This window comes from Rathayibacter sp. Leaf185, from assembly GCF_001423885.1.
Taxonomy (GTDB): Bacteria; Actinomycetota; Actinomycetes; order Actinomycetales; family Microbacteriaceae; genus Rathayibacter.
Window position 1 is genome coordinate 706,759 of record NZ_LMPP01000002.1, and the last position, 20,784, is coordinate 727,542.

Genomic DNA, 20,784 nt, shown 5'->3' on the forward strand with positions numbered 1-20,784 from the left:
GGGCTCCTCCGTGGGTGGGAGTCATCCTCGCACCGCAACCCCGGAGCAGCCCGCGACGTACGATGCTGGAATGGTCGATGACGCCGAGCCCCGCGAGAGTCCGATCGACGAGAGTCGCCTCACGGTCGGAGCCCCGAAGCGCAGGGCGGTCGGCATCCCCGGCGTCGCTCACGCTCTGCAGATCTCGCTGAAGCAGATGGGCCCGGTGCGCAGCGCCGAGACGCTGCTCCGCGTCAACCAGAAGACCGGCTTCGACTGCCCCGGCTGCGCCTGGCCCGAGGCCGACAAGCGCCACGTCGCCGAGTTCTGCGAGAACGGCGCGAAGGCGGTGGCCGAGGAGGCGACCCTCCGCACCGTCACATCGGCCTTCTTCGCCGCGCACCCGGTCACCGAGCTGGAGGAGTGGGACGACTTCGCCCTCGGCCAGCAGGGCCGCCTCACCGAGCCGATGCTGCTCGAGGCCGGAGCGACGCACTACCGCCCCGTCGGCTGGGACGAGGCTCTCGACATCGTCGCCGACGAGCTCCGCGCCCTCGACGATCCCGACCAGGCGATCTTCTACACCTCCGGCCGCACCTCGAACGAGTCGGCCTTCGTCTACCAGCTGCTCGTGCGCGGCTTCGGTACCAACAACCTCCCCGACTGCTCCAACATGTGCCACGAGTCCAGCGGCTCCGCCCTGACCGAGACCATCGGGATCGGCAAGGGCACGGTCAGCCTCCGCGACGTCGAGCGCGCACCGCTGCTCATCGTCGCGGGCCAGAACCCCGGCACCAATCATCCGCGGATGCTCACCGCGCTCGAGCGGGCGAAGCGGGCGGGCAGCACGATCGTGGCCGTCAATCCGCTGCCCGAGGCAGGGCTGCTGCGCTTCGAGAACCCGCAGACCGTCAAGGGGATGATCGGAGGCGGCACGGCGCTCGCGGACCACTTCCTCCAGGTCCGGCTCGGAGGCGACCAGGCCCTGTTCCAGGGATTCGGCAAGGCGCTGCTCGAGCTCGAGGAGGCGCGCGGCGACGTCTTCGACCACGCGTTCATCCGCGAGAGCACCGACGGCCTCGACGGCTACCTCGACGAGCTCCGCGCGACCCCGTGGTCCGAGATCGAGCGGGGGAGCGGCATCGACGAGACCCGCATCCGCACGATCGCCGAGCTGATCGCCGCGGCCGAGGGCACGATCGTCTGCTGGGCGATGGGGCTGACTCAGCACCGCCACTCCGTCGCCACCCTCAAGGACGTCGTGAACGTGCTGCTGCTCACCGGCAACATCGGCAAGCCGGGCGCGGGCGTCTGCCCGGTCCGCGGCCACTCGAACGTGCAGGGCGACCGCACGATGGGCATCTTCGAGCGGATGCCCGACTCCTTCCACGACGCCCTCGACCGGGAGTTCTCGTTCGCGTCGCCGCGCGACCACGGCACCGACACCGTCGCGGCGATCCGCTCGATGCGCGACGGCACGGCCCGCGTCTTCGTCGGCCTCGGCGGCAACTTCGCCCGCGCGACTCCCGACAGCGGTGTCACGGAGGCGGCGATGCGCTCGCTGGCGCTGACCGTGCACATCTCGACCAAGCTCAACCGCTCGCACGTCGTCACCGGCCGCCGCGCGCTGATCCTGCCGACGCTCGGCCGCACCGACTCCGACGTGCAGGCGACCGGCGAGCAGCGCGTCACCGTCGAGGACTCGATGAGCGCGGTGCACGCGTCGCGCGGCAGGCTGAAGCCGCCGAGTCCGACGCTGCGCTCGGAGGTGGCGATCCTCACCGGCATCGCCGAGCGGCTGCTCGAGGGTCGCGACAACGCTCCCGCGGTCGACTGGCCGGCGCTGCGCGGCGACTACCGGCTGATCCGCAAGCACATCGAGCACGTGGTGCCCGGCTTCGCGGCGTTCGAGCAACGGATCGACGTGCCGGGCGGCTTCGTGCTCCCGAATCCGCCGCGCGACGCCCGTCGCTTCGCCACAGCGTCGGGTCGCGCCCAGTTCACCGCGAACACCCTCGACTACCCGCGCGTGCCGGAGGGGCGCCTGCTGCTGCAGACCCTCCGCTCGCACGACCAGTTCAACACCACGATCTACGGCAAGGACGACCGCTACCGCGGCGTCCACGACGGGCGCAGGGTGGTCTTCGTGCACGCGGCCGACATCGCCGCGCTCGGCTTCGCCGACGGATCGATGGTCGATCTCGTGTCCGAGTGGGAGGACGGCGTCGAGCGCCGAGCGGAGGCGTTCCGCGTCGTCGCGTACGACACTCCGCGGGGCTGCGCAGCGGCCTACTACCCCGAGACCAACGTGCTCGTGCCGCTCGACTCGACGGCGCGCGTCAGCAACACGCCCACGTCGAAGTCGGTGGTGATCCGGCTCGAAGCGGCCGCCTGAGCTGTCACCAGGGCAGGCGCAGCAGCGGCACGGAGTCGCCCGCTCGCCCGCCCTCGGGCGGCACCACCGCGACGGCCCCCGATGCCGCGAGCCCGGTCAGCATGTGCGAGCGGATACCCGCCGCCGCCCGCCACCGCCCCTCGTCCTGCCGCACCGGCACGAGGGTCGTCGTGCCTGGCCGCCCGAGCGACTCGGCGAGCACGCCGACCTCGAGTGCGCGGTCGGCGACGCCGCTGACCGCGTCGACCGCCGGAGCGAGGAACGACAGCGCCGCGAGCACCGCCGCGAGCGGGTTGCCGGGCAGCGCGATCACCAGGCGGTCTCCGGGCAGTGCCGCGACGAGGGTGGGGTGGCCGGGTCGCATGGCGACGCCGTCGACGAGGGTGCGGCCGCCCGCCGCGATGATCGCGCGTCGCACCGCATCCGCTCGAGAGCGCCCCGTACCGCCGGTCGTGACGATCAGCGGAGCCGCGGCGTCTGCCAGCAGCGCGGTGATCGCCGCCTCGTCGTCGCGCTGGCGCGTGATCGAGTGGATCGCACCGCCGAGCGCTCGGACGAGCGGCGGCAGGAGCGGCGTGAAGGCGTCGCGGACGCGGCCGGGCTCGGGCATGCCCGACGCGTCGATCTCGTCGCCGGTGAAGACGAGTGCGACTCCGGGTCGCGGGCGCACGCTGACCGCGTCGAATCCGGCGACCGCGAGCAGGGCGAGGTGCGGCGGGCGGAGGCGCGTCCCGGCCTCGACGAGCACCGCACCCTCACCGGCTTCGTCGCCCGCGCGGCGGATGTGCCGGCCGGGGGCGGGAGGCTGTGCAGTCGTGAGGACGCCGTCTCGAGACGTCCCCTCCTCCGACGGCACGATCGCCTCGCACCAGGCGGGGACGAGCGCACCGGTGACGATCGGCTCCGCCGACGTCCCGAGCGACCACGGTCCGGAGCCGCGCACCGCCCAGCCGTCCATGGCGGACGAGTCGTAGTGGGGGAGCGGGCGGACCGCGCGGACGTCCTGAGCGGTGACGCACCCCTCCGCTTCGGCGAGTGGGCGGTCGCCGACGGGAAGCGGGGCCGCGCCCTGCGCCACGAGTGCGCGGGCGCGGCCCCAGTCGGTCGCCCGGTGCCCGCTCATCCCCTCATTCTGAGGGGTGCGCGGACGCCTGCTCAGCCGAGGTAGCCGTTCGGGTTGAGCACGAACTTCTTCGCCGCGCCCTTGTCGAAGTCGGCGTATCCCTGCGGGGCGTCCTCCAGCGAGATCGCCGTGGCCTGCACGGCCTTGGCGATCTGCACCTTGTCGTGCAGGATCGCCATCATCAGCGACCGGTTGTACTTCATCACCGGGCACTGCCCCGTCGTGAACGACAGCGACTTCGCCCAGCCGAGCCCGAGGCGGATCGAGAGCGAGCCCTCCTTCGCGGCGTCGTCCACTCCGCCCGGGTCACCCGTGACGTAGAGCCCGGGGATGCCGAGGGCGCCACCGGCTGCGGTGATCGACATCAGCGAGTTCAGGACCGTCGCGGGTGCCTCACTGCCCGAGTCGGGCCCGTTGCCGTGCGCCTCGAAGCCGACGGCGTCGACTCCGCAGTCGACCTCCGGCACGCCGAGGATCTGCTCGATCTGCCCCGCCGGGTCTCCCTTCGAGACGTCGACGGTCTCGCAGCCGAACGAGCGCGCCTGCGCGAGCCGCTCCTCGTTGAGGTCGGCGACGATCACGACGGCCGCGCCGAGCAGCTGCGCGCCCACGGCGGCCGCGAGGCCCACCGGGCCGGCGCCCGCGACGTAGACCGTCGAGCCGACTCCGACACCCGCAGTGACCGCGCCGTGGAAGCCGGTCGGGAAGATGTCGGAGAGCATCGTGAGGTCGAGGATCTTCTCGAGCGCCTGGTCGCGGTCGGGGAAGACGAGGAGGTTCCAGTCGGCGTAGGGGACCATCACGTACTCGGCCTGTCCGCCGACCCAGCCGCCCATGTCCACGTAGCCGTAGGCGCTGCCCGGGCGGTCGGGGTTCACGTTGAGGCAGATGCCGGTCTTGCGCTCCTTGCAGTTGCGACAGCGACCGCAGGCGATGTTGAACGGGACCGACACGATGTCGCCGACCTTGACGAACTCGACGTCGGGGCCGACCTCGACGACCTCTCCGGTGATCTCGTGACCGAGGACCAGATCGGACGGGGCGGTCGTGCGCCCGCGGACCATGTGCTGGTCCGATCCGCAGATGTTCGTCGAGACGGTCTTCAGGATCGCTCCGTGGGGGAGCTTGCGCCCGATGTTGGCGGGATTGACGCCCGGCCCGTCCTTCAGCTCGAACGTCGGGTAGTCGATGTCGATGACCTCGACGACTCCGGGGGACTTGTAGGCGACGGCTCTGTTGCCTGACATGCGGTTCTCCTTCGATGAGGATGTCCGCGGCGCGCGTGCGACCGCGGGAGTCGCGTCACAGCGGATCGCTCGCACGGGAGAGAGGCCGCGGCGTCGGGGCTCGAGCGCACCGTACGGGTGCCGGATGTGAGGGAGCGGTGACTGCGCGCGGAACGTCCGATGCGCGGGGCGGTGCGTCGATCAGGCGGGTCGGGCGTGCTGCGCGATCGCTCCGCTCGCGGCCGAGACGGCTCGGGTGAGGGCGTCGGCGCCGCCTCCGTCGAGGCCCGCCGCGTAGCCCACGAGGAAGGTCGTGAGCGGAGCGGCGGGGCGGACGACCCCGTGCGCGGCGTCGCCGGCGAGCGAGAGCAGTGCGTCGTACGAGATCGGGACCTCGCCCAGGCCGAGGGCGTCGGTCAGCTCGCGCCACCAGTCGGAGAGGGTGGTGTCGGTGTCAGTCATGCGTCGATTCTGCGTCAGGACCGGGGGGACGCGGCAGTGCGATGCCGAGCAGGAGAGCGTCTTCGGGGTCGTCGACGTCGTCGGTCGAGCCGGCCGGAACCTCGACGAGCACTGGCGTGAGCGGGCGGAGCAGATCGCGCACGGAGGCGTTCTCGGCCCGGTCGAGCAGGTGCAGCGCACGGGCGAGCTCCCGTGTCCGGTGCACTCCGAGGAGGAGCTGCGTGCGCGACTCCGCGTCGACGGCGAGCAGCGAGGCTGTCGATCCCTCCGCCTCTGCCGCCGCCACCAGCAGCGACTCGACCGCCGGTCCCGGGTCGACCAGATCGCCGGCCAGCAGCAGCACCCACTCGGGGGCCGACGGCCGCTCCAGGAGGGGGAGCGCGGCCGCGAGGGCGGCGACCGGACCGCCGAACGGAGGGTCCTCGCGCACCGCCACGGCGCGCCCGAGGAGCCGGTGCGGCAGCGGCGGACCGACGACGACCACGGTGGCGGCGCGCTCCGTGCTCGCGAGCACCCGCTCGAGCAGCGTCCGTCCGTCGAGGAGCAGGAGCGGCTTGGGGATCCCGTCGAGCCGGCGGGCGCGCCCTCCCGCGAGGATCACCGCATCGAAGGCGCTCGCCGTGGTCTGCTCGGTCACGGTCCCGATCGTAGGACGGGGTTCCGCGGCGAGCGGACCCGACTCCGGTGTCGGAGGTCGCGGCTACTGTTATCGGGTGGTAGCAGCCCTGTATCGCCGGTACCGGCCCGAGACGTTCGCCGAGATGATCGGCCAGTCGCAGGTGACCGATCCGCTCATGACGGCCCTGCGCACCAACCGCGTCAACCACGCCTACCTCTTCAGCGGTCCGCGCGGCTGCGGCAAGACGACGTCGGCGCGCATCCTCGCGCGGTGCCTCAACTGCGCCGCCGGCCCGACCGACACCCCGTGCGGTGTCTGCGACAGCTGCGTCGAGCTCAGCCGCGACGGCCAGGGCTCGCTCGACGTGGTCGAGATCGACGCGGCGAGCCACAACGGAGTCGACGACGCGCGCGACCTGCGCGAGCGCGCCATCTTCGCCCCGGCCCGCGACCGCTTCAAGATCTTCATCCTCGACGAGGCGCACATGGTCACGCCGCAGGGCTTCAACGCCCTGCTCAAGATCGTCGAGGAGCCGCCGGAGCACGTGAAGTTCATCTTCGCGACGACCGAGCCCGACAAGGTCATCGGCACCATCCGCTCGCGCACCCACCACTACCCGTTCCGGCTCGTGCCCCCGGCGCAGATGCTCGACTACACCCAGGAGCTCTGCGAGCGCGAGGGCGTCGGCGTCGCGGCCGGCGTGCTGCCGCTCGTCGTGCGCGCCGGTGGTGGCTCCGTCCGCGACACCCTGTCGCTCCTCGATCAGCTGATGGCGGGCTCCGAGGCCGAGTCGATCGAGTACGAGCGGGCCGTCGCCCTGCTCGGCTACACGCACGGCGCGCTCCTCGACGAGGTCATCGACGCGCTCGCCGAGCGCGACTCCGCGGAGGCGTTCGGCGCCGTCGACCGCGTCATCCAGACGGGTCAGGATCCACGCCGCTTCGTCGAGGATCTGCTCGAGCGTCTGCGCGACCTCATCGTGGTCGCGGCGACCGGAGGCGCAGCCTCCGCGGTCCTGCGCGGCATCTCGCAGGACGAGCTCGACCGCATGGCCGGGCAGTCGCGCGCCCTCGGTCTCGCCGAGCTCTCGCGGGTCGCCGACATCGTCAACGACGCGCTCACCGAGATGACGGGGGCGACGTCGCCGCGCCTCCACCTCGAGCTGATGATCGCGCGCACCCTGGTGCAGGCCGGGGGAGCGGTCGTCGCCCCGGGTGCGATCGCGCCGGCCCCGAGCCGAGAGGCGCCGAGGCAGCCGGTGCGCGAGGCCCGTGCGCCCGAGCAGCACTCCGCGCAGGCGCGGCCCGCCGAGTCCCGGCCGGCCGCACCCCGGCCCGCCGAGTCCACGCACACTTCCTCCGCCGCGGCGGAGTCGCCCGTCTCCTCGCGCGCGCCGTCGCCCGCCTCCGTGCCGGAGTCGCTGGCCGCCGCGCCGCGCGCCGAGGCGCCGGTCGCGTCCGCCGCCGCGTCCGAGCCGGTCGCGTCCGAGCAGGCCGCGACCGAACCCTCCGAGTCCGCACCGGCCGAGTCCGCGCCGATCCCCGAGCCCGTGGCGCCGAAGCACGTCGCCCCGAAGCCCGAGGCCACCGCAGCCGCGCCCACCACGCCCTCGTCGACCGCCCCCGCCGCACCGGTGGTCGCCGCCGACGAGGCCGGCGGCGTCACCCTGCAGCGGATGAAGGACAGCTGGCCCGAGATCCTCGAGGTGGTGCAGAAGGCGCGGATGACGGCCTGGCTCGTCGCCTACACCGCTCAGGTCCGCGCGCTGAAGGACGATGTCCTCACCCTCTCCTTCCCGAGCCAGACCGACGTCGACTCCTTCAAGATGCCGGGGACGGCGGGGCAGCCCGGGGTGAGCGAGTACCTCCGTCAGGCGATCCAGCAGGTGCTCGGGCTGCGGGTGAAGTACATCGCGCGGGTCGAGCCGTCGGCCGTCGCCCCCGAGTCCGAGCGCTCCGCGGTCGAGGCCGCGCCGTCGGCTCCCGCCGCGCAGAAGCAGCCGTCACCGGAAGCGTCCACCGGAGCCGATGGCTGGGCGACGGTCGCGATCCCCGCCGATCCGATCGCCGCTCCCGATCCGGCCGACGCCGACTCCGTCGCGGCGGTTCCGGAGGCGGCGCCCGAGCCCGTCCGCCGGCCGGCCACCGCGCCGACTCCGGCCGACTCCGACGCTCCTCCGCTCGACGAGGAGCCGCCGGAGGAGGACATGCCGCCGGTCGAGCCGCCGATGCCCGACTCCTGGGCGACCGTCGCGCCTCCGGGCGAGCCCGCCGCGGCCCCCGAGCCCGTGCGACCCTCGGCGCCCGCTCCCGAGCGCCGCGCGCCGGCCGAGCGCCCCGCGACCCGCACCACCCGTGCGGCCACCGCCGACGGGCGGCAGCGCTACGGCGAGGCCGTCGTCCGCGAGATCCTCGGCGCCCAGTTCATCGAGGAGCAGCCGCACGTCCCGCGCGGCCCCCGCGTGACCGGCGCATGACCCGCACCACCGAGCCCTCCCGAGAGGAGGCGACCGCATGTACGAAGGCATCGTTCAGGAGCTGATCGACGAGCTGGGCCGGCTCCCCGGCATCGGCCCCAAGTCGGCTCAGCGCATCGCGTTCCACATCCTGCAGACCGAGACGTTCGATGTGACCCGTCTCGCCGAGATCCTCCTCGAGCTGCGCAGCCGCGTGCACTTCTGCGACATCTGCGGAAACGTCGCCGAGGAGGCGACCTGCGGGATCTGCCGCGATCCGCGCCGCAGCCGCGCCGTCATCTGCGTGGTCGAGGAGGCGAAGGACGTCCCCGCGATCGAGCGCACCCGCGAGTTCCGCGGCCTCTACCACGTGCTCGGCGGAGCGATCAGCCCGATCGACGGCATCGGCCCCGATCAGCTCCGCATCCGCCAGCTGCTCCAGCGGCTCGCCGACGGTGAGGTGCAGGAGGTCATCATCGCCACCGACCCCAACCTCGAGGGCGAGGCGACCGCGACCTACCTCTCGCGGATGCTCAGCACCCTCGGCATCCGGATCACCCGCCTCGCCTCCGGCCTGCCGGTCGGCGGAGACCTCGAGTACGCCGACGAGATCACCCTCGGCCGTGCCTTCGAGGGTCGTCGCCTCGTCGAGAACTGATCCGCGCCGGACGACCGGGTCGAGGGCCCGTGACACATCGCCGATCCCGCATGCGCCCGCTGGTAGACTCCTCCATCGGGTCTCGACGGCCCCTCAGCCACTGACCCGGGAGTAGCGCGTGAGCCTGATCGTCCAGAAGTTCGGCGGATCCTCCGTCGCCGACGCGGAGAGCATCAAGCGGGTCGCGAAGCGCATCGTCGCCACGAAGCAGGCAGGCAACGACGTCGTCGTCGCCGTCTCGGCGATGGGCGACACGACCGACGACCTGCTCGAGCTGGCCCACCAGGTCACCCCGATGCCGGCACCGCGCGAGCTCGACATGCTGCTCTCCTCGGGCGAGCGGATCTCGATGGCCCTGCTGGCGATGGCGATCAAGAGCATGGGCTACGAGGCGCGCTCCTTCACCGGCAGCCAGGCCGGCATGATCACCGACGCCCGGCACGGAGCCGCGCGCATCGTCGACATCACGCCGGTGCGCCTCCGCGAGGCACTGGACGAGAACGCCGTCGTCATCGTCGCCGGGTTCCAGGGCTTCAACCGCGACACGAAGGACATCACGACCCTCGGCCGCGGCGGCTCCGACACCACGGCCGTCGCGCTCGCCGCGGGCCTCGGCGCCGACACCTGCGAGATCTACACCGACGTCGACGGTGTCTTCACCGCCGATCCCCGCGTCGTGAAGCGCGCCCGCAAGCTCGACCGCATCTCGAGCGAGGAGATGCTCGAGCTCGCCGCCGCCGGGGCGAAAGTCCTGCACATCCGCGCCGTCGAATTCGCCCGCCGCCACGGCGTCACCCTGCACGTGCGCTCGTCGTTCAGCCCCAACGAGGGCACCATCGTCTACAACGCCGCGCCGGGCGCCGACGCATCGAGCACCGAGAAGAATGGACAGACCGTGGAAGAGCCGATCATCGCCGGAGTCGCGGCCGACCTCAACGAGGCCAAGATCACCGTGGTCGGCGTGCCCGACATCCCGGGGAAGGCCGCGCAGATCTTCACGATCGTCGCCAAGACCGGCTCGAACATCGACATGATCGTCCAGAACGTCTCGGCGGCGGCCACGGGTCGCACCGACATCTCGTTCACCCTCCCGAAGGCCGACGGCCAGACCGTCCTCATGGCGCTCAACGCCGAGAAGGAGGAGGTGGGCTTCGAGTCGCTGCAGTACGACGACCAGATCGCCAAGCTCGCCCTCGTCGGCGCAGGCATGCGCACCAACGCCGGAGTCTCCGCCAAGCTCTTCCGCTCTCTCTTCGAGGCCGGCATCAACATCGAGATGATCTCCACCAGCGAGATCCGCATCTCGGTCGTCACCCGGGCCGACACCGTCGACGAGGCGCTCCGCGTGGTGCACACGGCTTTCGGTCTCGACGGCGAGGACGACGCGGTCGTCTACGCCGGCACCGGTCGCTGACAGTCGGCCTCCCCCGTTTTTCCGCCGGTGGCGCCTCCGCAGGAGGGGTGCCCGGCACCTTCCCTGTGAGAGCGGCCGCCGCGCCGCACGGACGAAAGAGCACAGAATGAGCAGCACCCCCCTCCACGTGGGCGTCGTCGGCGCGACCGGTCAGGTCGGCAAGGTGATGCGGCGCCTCCTCGAGGAGCGCGACTTCCCCCTCGCCTCGATCCGCTTCTTCGCCACCGCGCGCTCCGCCGGCACGACCCTGTCGTTCCGCGGTGAGGACGTCGTCGTCGAGGACGTCGAGACCGCCGACCCGTCGGGGCTCGACATCGCCCTCTTCTCGGCCGGAGCGACGGGGTCGCGCGCGCAGGCCCCCCGCTTCGCCGCCGCGGGCGTCACCGTGATCGACAACTCGAGTGCCTGGCGGATGGACCCCGAGGTGCCGCTGGTCGTGAGCGAGGTCAACCCGCACGCGATCGACGAGGCCGTGAAGGGGATCATCGCGAACCCCAACTGCACCACGATGGCCGCGATGCCGATCCTCAAGGTCCTCGACCGCGAGGCAGGGCTCACCCGGCTCATCGTCAGCACCTACCAGGCGGTCTCGGGCAGCGGACTCGCCGGTGCCAACGAGCTCGCGGAGCAGGTCGTCGCCGCGGTCGCCGACGAGCACCTCCTCGACCTCGTGCACGACGGCTCCGCCGTGACCTTCCCGGCGCCCGACAAGTACGTCGCTCCGATCGCGTTCGACGTGATCCCCTTCGCCGGCAACCTGGTCGAGGACGGCTCCAACGAGACCGACGAGGAGAAGAAGCTCCGCAACGAGAGCCGGAAGATCCTCGAGCTCCCCGGGCTCCTGGTCTCGGGGACCTGCGTACGGGTGCCCGTCTTCACCGGGCACTCGCTGTCGATCAACGCGGAGTTCGCGTCCGCCCTCAGCCCCGAGCGCGCCCGCGAGCTGCTCGCGGACGCCCCCGGAGTGGTGCTGCGCGAGGTGCCGACGCCGCTCGAGGCCGCCGGAACCGACCCGAGCTACGTCGGTCGCATCCGCGCCGACGAGGGCGCTCCGGAGGGTCGCGGTCTCGCGCTCTTCATCAGCAACGACAACCTGCGCAAGGGCGCGGCGCTGAACGCCGTGCAGATCGCCGAGCTGATCTCGGCGCGTCAGCCGGCCTCCTGAGTCCTCGCGGGCCGGCGCTTCGAAGCGCCGGCCCGTGGCTCGTGGAAAAGCCGCGAATTTGATGGGCAGGTCGGCCCCTGGCCCGCTTCCGCGGGGCGGAGCGACGGTAAACTCGACTCTCGTGAACTCCTCGGAACCGGTCGACGTCGCCCTCATCGGAGGCGGCATCATGAGCGCCACGCTCGGTGCCCTCCTCACCAAGCTCCAGCCCGACTGGACCATCGCCGCCTACGAGCGGCTCGGAGACGTCGCGCAGGAGTCGTCGAACCCGTGGAACAACGCGGGCACGGGCCACGCGGCTCTCTGCGAGCTGAACTACATGCCCGAGGCGGCCGACGGCTCCGTCGATCCCGCCAAGGCGATCCAGATCAACGAGCAGTTCCAGATCTCGCGCCAGTTCTGGTCGAGCCTCGTCGAGGCCGGTGACATCCGCGAGCCCTCGAGCTTCATCAACACCACGCCGCACATGACCTTCGTGCACGGCGAGGCCAACGTCGAGTACCTCCGCAAGCGCTACGAGGCTCTGAAGGACCAGCCGCTCTTCGCCGGCATGGAGTTCACCGAGAGCATCAAGACCATCCACGAGTGGGCGCCCCTGCTGATGGAGCAGCGCCCCGCCGGTGGCGGCCCCTACGCCGCCACGCGGATCCCGGCCGGGACCGATGTCGACTTCGGCGCGCTGACGCACCAGCTCTTCGATCACGTCGTGGCCCACGGAGGCACGCTCGACACCGGTCACGAGGTCACGAACGTCACCCGCCAGAAGGACGGCACGTGGCGCCTCGACCTCAAGCAGGTCGTCGGAGGCACGCCCAAGCGCGTCACTGCGCGCTTCGTCTTCGTCGGCGCGGGCGGCGGCGCCCTGCACCTGCTGCAGAAGTCGGGCATCCCGGAGATCAAGGGCTTCGGCGGCTTCCCGATCTCGGGGCAGTTCCTCCGGACCGACGACCCCGAGCTCGTCGCCAAGCACCAGGCGAAGGTCTACGGCAAGGCGGCCGTCGGTGCGCCCCCGATGTCGGTGCCCCACCTCGACACCCGCATGGTCGACGGCCAGGCCTCCCTCCTCTTCGGCCCGTACGCCGGCTTCACGCCCAAGTTCCTCAAGCGCGGGTCCTGGCTCGACCTGCCGCTCTCGATCCGCCCTCACAACATCGGCCCGATGCTCGCGGTCGCCCGCGACAACCTCGACCTGATGAAGTACCTGCTCGGCGAGGTGCTCGCCGGGAGGTCGAAGAAGCTGAAGGCGCTGCGCGAGTTCCTGCCGACGGCCCGCTCGGAGGACTGGTACCTGATCACTGCCGGCCAGCGCGTCCAGGTGATGAAGAAGGACGAGAAGAAGGGCGGCGTGCTGCAGTTCGGCACCGAGGTCATCACGGGCGCCGACGGCACGATCGCCGGGCTGCTCGGTGCCTCGCCGGGAGCCTCGACCGCCGTGCCGATCATGCTCGACATCGTCAAGCGCTGCTTCCCTGACCGCATGAAGGCCTGGGAGCCGCGCATCCGCTCGCTGGTGCCGAGCTACGGCTCGACGCTCAACGACGCCCCCGAGGTCGCGGAGCGGACCGTCAGCGCGACCTCCGAGGCCCTGGAGCTGACCGCCTCGGTCTGAATCGCGCCTGCTCCGTCTCCATGGTTCGAACGTATGTTCTAATTGCTCCATGAGGTGGAGCGGGCAGGCGGTCGGGGCGGCCGACGACAGCGCGCTCCCCGGGCTGGTCCGGATCTCGGACCTGGTGCGTACGGTCCGGACGCCCGAGTTCGACGGCATCACCTTCTACGAGGTGCTCGCGAAGTCGGCGCTCAACCGGGTGCACACCTCGTCGAAGATGCCCTTCGGGTGGACCATCAACCCGATGCGAGGCTGCACCCACGCCTGCACCTACTGCTTCGCGCGCCCCACGCACGAGTACCTCGAGTTCGACGGCGGCCGCGACTTCGACTCGCAGATCGTCGTCAAGGTCAACGTCGCGGAGGTGCTCACCCGTGAGCTGGCGAGGCCGAGCTGGGAGCGGCACCCGGTCGCGCTCGGCACCAACACCGATCCCTACCAGCGGGCGGAGGGCCGGTACCGGCTGATGCCAGGCATCATCGCCGCGCTCGCCGCCTCGGGGACCCCGCTCTCGATCCTGACCAAGGGATCGCTCCTGCGCCGCGACCTCCCGCTCCTGCGCGAGGCGGCCGAGCACGTGCCGGTCGATCTGGGCCTCTCGATCGCCGTGTGGGACGAAGAGCTCCAGCACTCCGTCGAGCCCGGTGCGCCCTCGGCCGCCGCGCGCCTGGCCACGGTCACCGCCGCACGCGAGGCGGGCTTCGAGTGCTCGGTCTTCCTCATGCCGATCCTGCCGTTCCTCACCGACACGAAGGCGCACCTCGACGCCTCGCTGCGAGCGTGCCGGGCGGCCGGCGCCAGCTCGATCATGTACTCGGCGCTCTATCTCAAGCCCGGGGTGAAGGAGTGGTTCCTGCAGTGGCTGGCGCACGAGCACCCCGAGCTCCTCGACCGCTACCGCTCCCTCTATCCGGGTCGCTCCGCCTACGCGCCCGTCGAGTACCGGCGCTGGCTGTCCGAGCGGATCCGTCCGCTGATGCGCGCCCATCGACTCGAGCGCGGCGAGGAGGATCCGGCGACCGGCTCGATGCGCTCCTCGGCGCTGCGCCCCTCCACGCTGGGATCGCTGGGGACGCTCCGGACTCTCGGGGGAGAGCGGCGCTCGCTCCAGCACGACGGCCTCCTCGCCGAGGAGCTCGGGCCGGCTGGAGCCGCGATGCTGCCGGGCGTGGGCCAGCCGACGCTGTTCTGACGCTCGATCCCGATGCTCACCGCGCCGGCCGCGCCTTCGTGGCCGCGATTAGGATCGACCCATGGTCACCCGCTCCGGTGAGCCCTCGTCCGGCTCCTCTGCCCGGAGCGACGACGACGCCCCCCGCCCCGTGCGCCTCGGCCTCCTCGACGACCACGAACTGCTTCTGGACAGCATGAGCAGCTGGATCCAGGCCCACGCACCCGATTTCGAGCTCGTCGTCCGCGCCGGGACCTGGATGGAGCTCGTCACCAGCACAGTGTTCCCCACGCAGCTCGTGATCATGGACTTCGAGCTGCGTGAGCCGATCTCGATCGAAGCGCGGATCCGGACCTGCCGGGCGGCGGGGGCCACGGTCGTCGTGCTCTCCGAGCGCGAGGACGACGAGGTCAGGGAGCGCTCGCTCCGAGCCGGCGCCGCCCGCCACCTCACGAAGGCGCAGCCCCTGCGCGAGGTGATGGAGAGCGCGCGCTCAGCGATGGAGATGCGCTCGGTCGCGGGGTCGCCCGCCCCGTGGCGCCCCCTCCCGATCGGTGTCCCCGCTCACCAGCGCCCCCGGCTGAGTGCGGGCGAGCTCGAGGCGCTCCGCCTCTACGTCGCGGGCGCGAGCACGCCGGAGGTGGCGGCGAGGATGAACGTGCAGTTCGAGACCGCGAAGACCTACCTCCGCCGCGTCCGCCAGAAGTACGTCAAGATCGGACGTCCGGCGAGTCGGCGGGCCGAGCTGATCCGTCGCGCCGCCGAGGACGGATTCCTCGAGTGACCACCCGGGTGCGGCTCCGACCTGTGCGAGAGAGCTGAGGGATCCGATGGCCAAGCTGTACTTCCGGTACGGAGCGATGAACAGCGGCAAGAGCACCTCCCTGCTGCAGGCCGCCTTCAACTACGAGGAGCGCGGGCACCGGGTCCTCCTGGCGAAGCCGGCGGTCGACACGAAGGGCGACGAGCTCATCGTGTCGCGGCTCGGCGTGACCCGTCCGGTGGACATCCTGTTCCACCCCGGCGAGGATCCGGTCGCCGTCTTCACGAGCGCGCGCGCCCGCGTCCTCGCCGAGTCCGCGCGCGACGTCAGTGCGCTGCTCGTCGACGAGGCGCAGTTCCTCCCCGAGGACCACGTCGACGACCTGCTGAGGATCGCCATCCTCGAGAACGTGCCCGTGCTCGCCTACGGCATCCGCACCGACTTCAGAACGGCCGCATTCCCCGGGAGCAGGCGGCTCCTCGAGATCGCGCACAGCCTCGAGGAGCTCAAGACGATCTGCCGCTGCGGTCGCAAGGCGATCTTCAACGGCCGCGTCGTCGACGGCCGATTCGTCTTCGACGGCGACCAGGTCGCGATCGACGGCGCCGAGGTCACCTACGAAGCACTGTGCGGCTCGTGCTATCTGCAGGAGAGCCGCGGCCGCCTGAGAGGGTAGGGTGTCGAGGATCCCTCGATCCCGCGACACCCCTCCGAAACGAGGATGTGGGTAGCCTTGCGGGCGTGACATCACCGGAAACGGAAGTACGCCTTTCGCAGCAGCAGGCGGGGTCGGATCAGCAGAAGAGGTCAGGGGGATCGATGACGGCGCAGGGCATCACGCCGAAGCGCCGTCCGTCGTGGGAGCAGGACTACCGCCGACGCCTCCTCCTCTCCGACGTCATCGCGATCGTCGTCTCGGTCTTCGGCACGCAGCTCGTCTGGTTCGATCTGAACCTCAACTCCGATGTCGGGTTCAACAACCCTGTCGACATCGCCATCAACTACACCTGGGTCTCGGTCGTCCTCTCGGTCGCCTGGCTCCTCGCGCTGCAGGTCTTCGACACGCGCGACCGCCGCATCGTCGGCACCGGCTACGTCGAGTACCGCCGGATCGTCGACGCCTCGATCTGGCTGTTCGGCATCGTCGCGATCATCGCCTACCTGCTGCAGATCCTGCTCGCCCGCGGCTACATCATCACCGCGTTCCCCTTCGGGATCCTGCTCATCTGCGTCGGCCGGCTGGGCTGGCGCTCCTGGCTCACCCGCCAGCGCCGCGACGGCCGCTTCGCGAACCAGGTCATCCTGCTCGGCTCCCGCGCGAGCGTGCTCCACACCGCGCGCGAGCTCCGTCGCGGTACCGAGGCCGGCTACAAGCTGGTCGGCGCCGTCTCGACGTCGCCGGGCGGGGCGGAGGCGCTGGGCGCCGAGGAGGAGCTGTCGGGCCTCACGCTCCACGGCTTCACGGGCGTCGACGGTGTCCGCGCCGTCATGGACGCCACGGGAGCCGACACGGTCGTCGTCACGAGCTCCGACGAGCTCGCCCCGCAACGCATCCGCGAGCTGAGCTGGACCCTCGAGCCCGGCCGGGAGCACCTCGTCGTCGCACCGAGCCTCACCGACATCGGCGGTCCCCGCATCCACACCCGCCCCGTCGCGGGCCTCCCGCTGATCCACGTCGAGACCCCGCGGTTCGACGGACGTCAGCGCTTCGCGAAGCGGCTCTTCGACATCGCGGCGTCGACTCTGCTGATCATCCTCAGTGCGCCCGTCCTCGTCGTGGTGGCGATCCTGGTCAAGGCGACGAGCCCGGGGCCGATCCTGTTCCGTCAGGAGCGCATCGGCCTGAACGGTGCGACCTTCGAGATGCTGAAGTTCCGCTCCATGGTCGTCGATGCCGAGGCCCGTCTCGCGGCGCTCGCGGCGCAGCAGCGCGACGAGGGCAACTCGGTCCTCTTCAAGATGGCGAAGGACCCCCGCGTCACGAAGGTCGGCACGGTGCTCCGCCGCTTCAGCCTCGACGAGCTGCCGCAGTTCCTGAACGTCTTCCGCGGCGACATGTCGCTGATCGGTCCTCGCCCGCCGCTCGCGCGCGAGGTCGAGCAGTACGAGGAGCACGTGCACCGCCGCTTCCTGATGAAGCCGGGCATCACCGGTCTCTGGCAGGTCAGCGGGCGCTCGAACCTCTCGTGGGAGGACACCGTCCGTCTCGATCTGTACTACGTCGAGAACTGGTCGATGACGGGCGACCTGATCATCCTCTTCAAGACCGCACGCGCCGTCCTCGCGCGGGACGGAGCGTATTGATCGGCACCGCTGTCACGGCCCACTCCACGAGGAGCATGTCGATCGCCGTCCTCGAGGTCCCCTTCCGGGTCGACTTCGGACCGGGTCTCGACGAGGCCGACGTCCAGCGGATCACGGCGAGCTGGTCCTCCTGCGCCGGCGCTCCCGACGACACCGCACTGGTCGTGCACGCCGACGTGATCGTCGACGGCGCCTCTCGCCCGTCCACCGGGATCCGCGTCCACACCCGCTCGGTCGCACAGCTCGAGGAGTCGCTCACGTCGACCCTCACCGTCGAGGCGATCGGCGTCCGCCGGCACGATCTGCTCATGCTGCACGCCTGCGGCATGGCGGCCGAGGACGGTCGCGTGCTCGCCTTCGTCGCGGCCTCGGGCACGGGCAAGACGACGATCGCGCGCGCCCTCGGCACGCGCTTCGGATACGTCACCGACGAGACGGTCGGAGTGACTCCCACCGGGCGCGTGCTGCCCTACCCCAAACCGCTCTCGGTGAAGCCGCTCACCGGCTCGGCGCCGAAGGCCCAGCTGGCGCCGGACTCGATCGGCCTCCGGCCGATTCCGAAGGCGCCGCTGGTGCTGGCCGGCGTCGTCCTGCTCGACCGCCGCGAGCACGTCGAGGTGCCGCGCCTCGAGGCGGTGGATCCGATCGAGGCGATCGACCTGCTCGTCCCGCAGACCTCCTATCTCTCCGCGCGTCCGCGGCCTCTCACCGATCTGGTCGAGACGCTGCGCGGGCTCGGCGGCGTGACACGCCTCGTCTACTCCGAGGCGACCGGCGCCCTCGATCTCGTCGAGGCGGCGTTCGCCACCGTCGCCGTCGATGCTCCGGACGCCTGGAACGAGATCCTGTCGCTGGGGCTCGAGACGCCCGACGCGCCGGTCGGCGGGCTCCTCGTCCGCGCGCCGGTCGACGACGCGATCCTCCTCGCCGGCGGAGAGCTGGTCGTGTTCTGCGACAACAGACTCGCGCGCCTCGAGGGCATCGGCCCGGCTCTCTGGCACCTGACGGGCGAGGCGATCAGCGCCGATGAGCTCGTCGAGGCCGTCGTCACGTCGGTCGGGCCCGCCCCCGAGGGCGTCGATGCGCGGGCAGCGGTCAGCGCCGCTCTGGTCGAGCTGATGGCGCTCGGCGTGATCACGAGGACGCCTGCATCCGCACCCACCCCCGATGGGGTGCACGCATGACGTGCCGGGAAACAGGCCCGATACACGCCTGTGCAATGATTCCAGAGCTATCCGCCCCCGAAGGCCGTACACCGCTCCGAACCAGTGAAGGAACTTGACACTGTGGAACTTAGAGACGTCCTCCGGCTTCTCCGCGATCACTGGCTGGCGATCGTCGCAGCAATCCTCCTGGGCACTCTCCTCGCCTTCGGCTGGTCCCTGACGCAGAAGCCGCGCTACGTGGCCGACTCGCAGGGCATCGTCTCGGTGGACGTCGGCTCGGGCGATCCGAGCCAGGCCGTGTACCTCCGGCAGATCTCGGCGACGGTCGCCAACTCGAGCCTCAAGACCTACCTCCCTCTCGCGACGTCCCGTGACACCGCCGAGATCGCGATCGAGAACCTCGGCCTCGACGTCAGCCCGTCGGCGCTGATCTCGGCGATCACGGTCGAGTCCGAGACGGATGCGCCGGTGATGAACATCACCGCCAGCGCATCGACCGCCGAGGGCGCGCAGAAGCTCGCCGACGCCTGGGTGGCGGCCGTCGCGACGCGCATCCAGCAGATCAACGCCGAGACGGGAGCCGGCGACACCGTCAGCCTCGCCGTGGTCCAGGCCGCAGCCCTCCCGTCGTCGCCGGCGTACCCGAACCTGCGCCTCGTCCTCGCGATCGGCGCCCTCGCGGGCCTCGTCCTCGGTCTGGTCTACGCGTTCGTGCGCAACACCCTCGACCGGCGCATCCGCACCGCCGAGATGGTCGAGCGCCTGTTCGACCTCCCCGTGGTCGGCACCCTGCCCGTCGACAAGCGCTTGAGCGAGACGAACCGCATCGTCCCGGAGGCCGACACCACGGACTACGTGAAGTCCGACGGCAAGCACGCGCTCGCCGAGGCGCTGCGCGAACTGCGGACCAACCTGCAGTTCATGAACGTCGACAGCCCGCCCCGCATCATCGTCGTGACGAGCCCGCTGCCCTCGGACGGCAAGTCGACCGTGACGGCGAACCTCGCCGTGACGCTCGCCGCGTCCGGTCAGCGCACGGTCGTCGTCGACGGCGACCTCCGCAAGCCCACCGTCGCCAAGTCGTTCGGGCTGGTTCCGGGTGTCGGCCTGACCGATCTGCTGATCGGCAAGGCCGAGCTCCAGGACGTCCTGCAGCCCTGGGGTCCCTCGGGCAACCTGTGGATCCTCGGTGCCGGCTCCATCCCGCCGAACCCGAGCGAGCTGCTGGGCTCCAACGGGATGGACATCCTCCTGCACGAGATCGCCCGCGAGGCCATCGTGATCGTCGACGCACCGCCGCTCCTGCCCGTCACCGACGGCGCCATCCTCACGGCCCGCACCGACGGCGCGCTCGTCGTGATCTCGGCCGGCAAGACCACGACCGACGAGCTGGGCAAGGCGATCCAGAACCTCGAGCGGGTCAGCGGTCACACCCTCGGCGTCATCCTCAACCGCGTGCCCCCCCGTGGGCAGGTCGGCCGGGGCTACGGCTACTACTACACGAGCTACTACGGGTCCGAGCGCTCCGGCGCCCGAGCCGAGACGGTGCCCGAGCCCGCGCCGAGCGCCGTCTGAGCGGCGGGCGATGACCTTCCCCGGAGACGAAGGAACCCGTCGTCCACGCCGCGGGTGGCGGCCGTCGGAGGCCGTCGTCACGTCGGACGCCCCGGTCTTCACCGTCCTCTCGGTCTGCACGGGCAACATCTGCCGCTCACCGCTGTCCGAGCAGCTCTTCCGCAGCGCACTCGGCGCCGACCTCTCACCACGCGGCGGAGCGCTCTTCGGCTTCCGGAGCGCCGGCGTGGAGACGCGGGACGGCTACGCGATGGACCCGAACTTTGCCCGGATGTCCACCCAGTACGGGGGTGATCCGGTCGGCCACTCGAGCGCTCGACTGACGGAGTCGCTCGTCGGGGAGGCGGACGTGATGCTCACCATGACCCGCGACCACCTCATCGACGCCGCCCGGCGGTTCCCGTCCATCCTGCTGCGGGGCTTCACGCTCCTCGAATTCGCCCGGGTCCTGCCGTTCGTCGCCGCGCAGGTGCCGATCCCGGAGGTCGAGGATCCCGCCGTGCGACTGCGCGCCGTCGTGCGCCTGGCAGCCGCCAACAGGGGCCGCGCGCCGGCCGGCGAGCGCGGTGACGACATCGACGACCCCATCGGCCGCAGCGAGGCCACGCACGCGCGGGTGGCGGAGGAGATCGCCACGGCCGTCTCCAGTGTGTCGCGTGATCTGAGAGCATTGGCGCGGTGACGATGCCGAGCACGGCTC

The 20,784-nt window shown here is 71.3% G+C and carries 17 protein-coding genes; 13 read left to right on the forward strand and 4 right to left on the reverse strand.

All coding sequences use genetic code 11. From position 1 onward, the window contains the following. Positions 1–70: 70 nt before the first annotated feature. Positions 71–2,374 (forward strand): FdhF/YdeP family oxidoreductase, encoded by a 2,304-nt coding sequence (locus tag ASG06_RS10620; RefSeq protein ID WP_056041815.1) that lies wholly within the window; start codon positions 71–73, stop codon positions 2,372–2,374. Positions 2,375–2,378: 4 nt separating this feature from the next. On the opposite strand, the gene ASG06_RS10625 is transcribed toward ASG06_RS10620, so the two are convergent. The 4 genes from ASG06_RS10625 to mobA form a co-directional block, all read right to left on the reverse strand. Continuing rightward, complete coding sequence (locus tag ASG06_RS10625; RefSeq protein WP_056041817.1) at positions 2,379–3,497, reverse strand: molybdopterin molybdotransferase MoeA; 1,119 nt, start codon at positions 3,495–3,497, stop codon at positions 2,379–2,381. A 32-nt stretch (positions 3,498–3,529) separates the two neighbouring features. Next, the gene (gene fdhA / locus ASG06_RS10630) at positions 3,530–4,744 is read right to left on the reverse strand and encodes a formaldehyde dehydrogenase, glutathione-independent (RefSeq protein ID WP_056041820.1); all 1,215 of its coding nucleotides are present in this window, start codon (positions 4,742–4,744) and stop codon (positions 3,530–3,532) included. A 180-nt stretch (positions 4,745–4,924) separates the two neighbouring features. Then, positions 4,925–5,185: a DUF6457 domain-containing protein gene (locus ASG06_RS20255; protein WP_056041822.1), complete on the reverse strand. Its 261-nt coding sequence runs from the start codon at positions 5,183–5,185 to the stop codon at positions 4,925–4,927. Further along, complete coding sequence (gene mobA, locus ASG06_RS10640; RefSeq protein ID WP_056041824.1) at positions 5,178–5,822, reverse strand: molybdenum cofactor guanylyltransferase; 645 nt, start codon at positions 5,820–5,822, stop codon at positions 5,178–5,180. Before mobA ends, ASG06_RS20255 begins: the two co-directional genes overlap by 8 nt. Before the next feature lie 76 nt (positions 5,823–5,898). On the opposite strand from mobA, the gene ASG06_RS10645 reads away from it, so the two are divergent. The 12 genes from ASG06_RS10645 to ASG06_RS10700 all read left to right on the forward strand — a co-directional run bounded on the left by ASG06_RS10645 (position 5,899) and on the right by ASG06_RS10700 (position 20,766). Further along, complete coding sequence (locus tag ASG06_RS10645; protein WP_056041826.1) at positions 5,899–8,280, forward strand: DNA polymerase III subunit gamma and tau; 2,382 nt, start codon at positions 5,899–5,901, stop codon at positions 8,278–8,280. A gap of 37 nt (positions 8,281–8,317) precedes the next feature. Next, complete coding sequence (gene recR / locus ASG06_RS10650; protein ID WP_056041828.1) at positions 8,318–8,917, forward strand: recombination mediator RecR; 600 nt, start codon at positions 8,318–8,320, stop codon at positions 8,915–8,917. Between the two features lie 118 nt (positions 8,918–9,035). Beyond that, positions 9,036–10,331 (forward strand): aspartate kinase, encoded by a 1,296-nt coding sequence (locus ASG06_RS10655; RefSeq protein WP_056041830.1) that lies wholly within the window; start codon positions 9,036–9,038, stop codon positions 10,329–10,331. 106 nt (positions 10,332–10,437) lie between these two features. Beyond that, positions 10,438–11,496, forward strand: a complete 1,059-nt coding sequence (locus tag ASG06_RS10660) for an aspartate-semialdehyde dehydrogenase (RefSeq protein ID WP_056041832.1) — start codon at positions 10,438–10,440, stop codon at positions 11,494–11,496. A 61-nt stretch (positions 11,497–11,557) separates the two neighbouring features. Next, positions 11,558–13,105, forward strand: coding sequence for a malate:quinone oxidoreductase (locus ASG06_RS10665; RefSeq protein WP_082499129.1), 1,548 nt, complete (start codon positions 11,558–11,560; stop codon positions 13,103–13,105). 49 nt (positions 13,106–13,154) lie between these two features. Then, on the forward strand, positions 13,155–14,297 hold the full coding sequence (locus ASG06_RS10670; RefSeq protein WP_056041834.1) for an Rv2578c family radical SAM protein: 1,143 nt from the start codon (positions 13,155–13,157) through the stop codon (positions 14,295–14,297). A gap of 61 nt (positions 14,298–14,358) precedes the next feature. After that, positions 14,359–15,060: a helix-turn-helix transcriptional regulator gene (locus ASG06_RS10675; protein WP_056041836.1), complete on the forward strand. Its 702-nt coding sequence runs from the start codon at positions 14,359–14,361 to the stop codon at positions 15,058–15,060. A gap of 46 nt (positions 15,061–15,106) precedes the next feature. Then, positions 15,107–15,715, forward strand: coding sequence for a thymidine kinase (locus ASG06_RS10680; RefSeq protein ID WP_056041838.1), 609 nt, complete (start codon positions 15,107–15,109; stop codon positions 15,713–15,715). Between the two features lie 143 nt (positions 15,716–15,858). Continuing rightward, positions 15,859–17,343, forward strand: a complete 1,485-nt coding sequence (locus ASG06_RS10685) for a sugar transferase (protein WP_082499130.1) — start codon at positions 15,859–15,861, stop codon at positions 17,341–17,343. Positions 17,344–17,378: 35 nt separating this feature from the next. After that, entirely contained in the window at positions 17,379–18,527 is a 1,149-nt protein-coding gene (locus tag ASG06_RS10690; protein ID WP_056041842.1) for a hypothetical protein, read from the forward strand. A gap of 102 nt (positions 18,528–18,629) precedes the next feature. Next, positions 18,630–20,084, forward strand: coding sequence for a polysaccharide biosynthesis tyrosine autokinase (locus ASG06_RS10695; protein WP_056041844.1), 1,455 nt, complete (start codon positions 18,630–18,632; stop codon positions 20,082–20,084). Between the two features lie 10 nt (positions 20,085–20,094). Beyond that, entirely contained in the window at positions 20,095–20,766 is a 672-nt protein-coding gene (locus ASG06_RS10700; RefSeq protein WP_056041846.1) for an arsenate reductase/protein-tyrosine-phosphatase family protein, read from the forward strand. The last annotated feature ends 18 nt before the right edge of the window (positions 20,767–20,784 follow it).

What these genes read in the sequence shown, in the direction of transcription:
- fdhA (WP_056041820.1), bottom strand. Translation starts at nt 4,744, where the DNA reads ATGTCAGGCAACAGAGCCGTCGCCTACAAGTCCCCCGGAGTCGTCGAG.
- ASG06_RS20255 (WP_056041822.1), bottom strand. Translation starts at nt 5,185, where the DNA reads ATGACTGACACCGACACCACCCTCTCCGACTGGTGGCGCGAGCTGACC.
- ASG06_RS10700 (WP_056041846.1), top strand. Translation starts at nt 20,095, where the DNA reads ATGACCTTCCCCGGAGACGAAGGAACCCGTCGTCCACGCCGCGGGTGG.
- ASG06_RS10685 (WP_082499130.1), top strand. Translation starts at nt 15,859, where the DNA reads ATGACGGCGCAGGGCATCACGCCGAAGCGCCGTCCGTCGTGGGAGCAG.
- ASG06_RS10670 (WP_056041834.1), top strand. Translation starts at nt 13,155, where the DNA reads ATGAGGTGGAGCGGGCAGGCGGTCGGGGCGGCCGACGACAGCGCGCTC.
- ASG06_RS10690 (WP_056041842.1), top strand. Translation starts at nt 17,379, where the DNA reads ATGTCGATCGCCGTCCTCGAGGTCCCCTTCCGGGTCGACTTCGGACCG.
- ASG06_RS10665 (WP_082499129.1), top strand. Translation starts at nt 11,558, where the DNA reads ATGGGCAGGTCGGCCCCTGGCCCGCTTCCGCGGGGCGGAGCGACGGTA.
- ASG06_RS10660 (WP_056041832.1), top strand. Translation starts at nt 10,438, where the DNA reads ATGAGCAGCACCCCCCTCCACGTGGGCGTCGTCGGCGCGACCGGTCAG.
- ASG06_RS10680 (WP_056041838.1), top strand. Translation starts at nt 15,107, where the DNA reads ATGGCCAAGCTGTACTTCCGGTACGGAGCGATGAACAGCGGCAAGAGC.
- ASG06_RS10625 (WP_056041817.1), bottom strand. Translation starts at nt 3,497, where the DNA reads ATGAGCGGGCACCGGGCGACCGACTGGGGCCGCGCCCGCGCACTCGTG.
- ASG06_RS10620 (WP_056041815.1), top strand. Translation starts at nt 71, where the DNA reads ATGGTCGATGACGCCGAGCCCCGCGAGAGTCCGATCGACGAGAGTCGC.
- ASG06_RS10675 (WP_056041836.1), top strand. Translation starts at nt 14,359, where the DNA reads ATGGTCACCCGCTCCGGTGAGCCCTCGTCCGGCTCCTCTGCCCGGAGC.
- recR (WP_056041828.1), top strand. Translation starts at nt 8,318, where the DNA reads ATGTACGAAGGCATCGTTCAGGAGCTGATCGACGAGCTGGGCCGGCTC.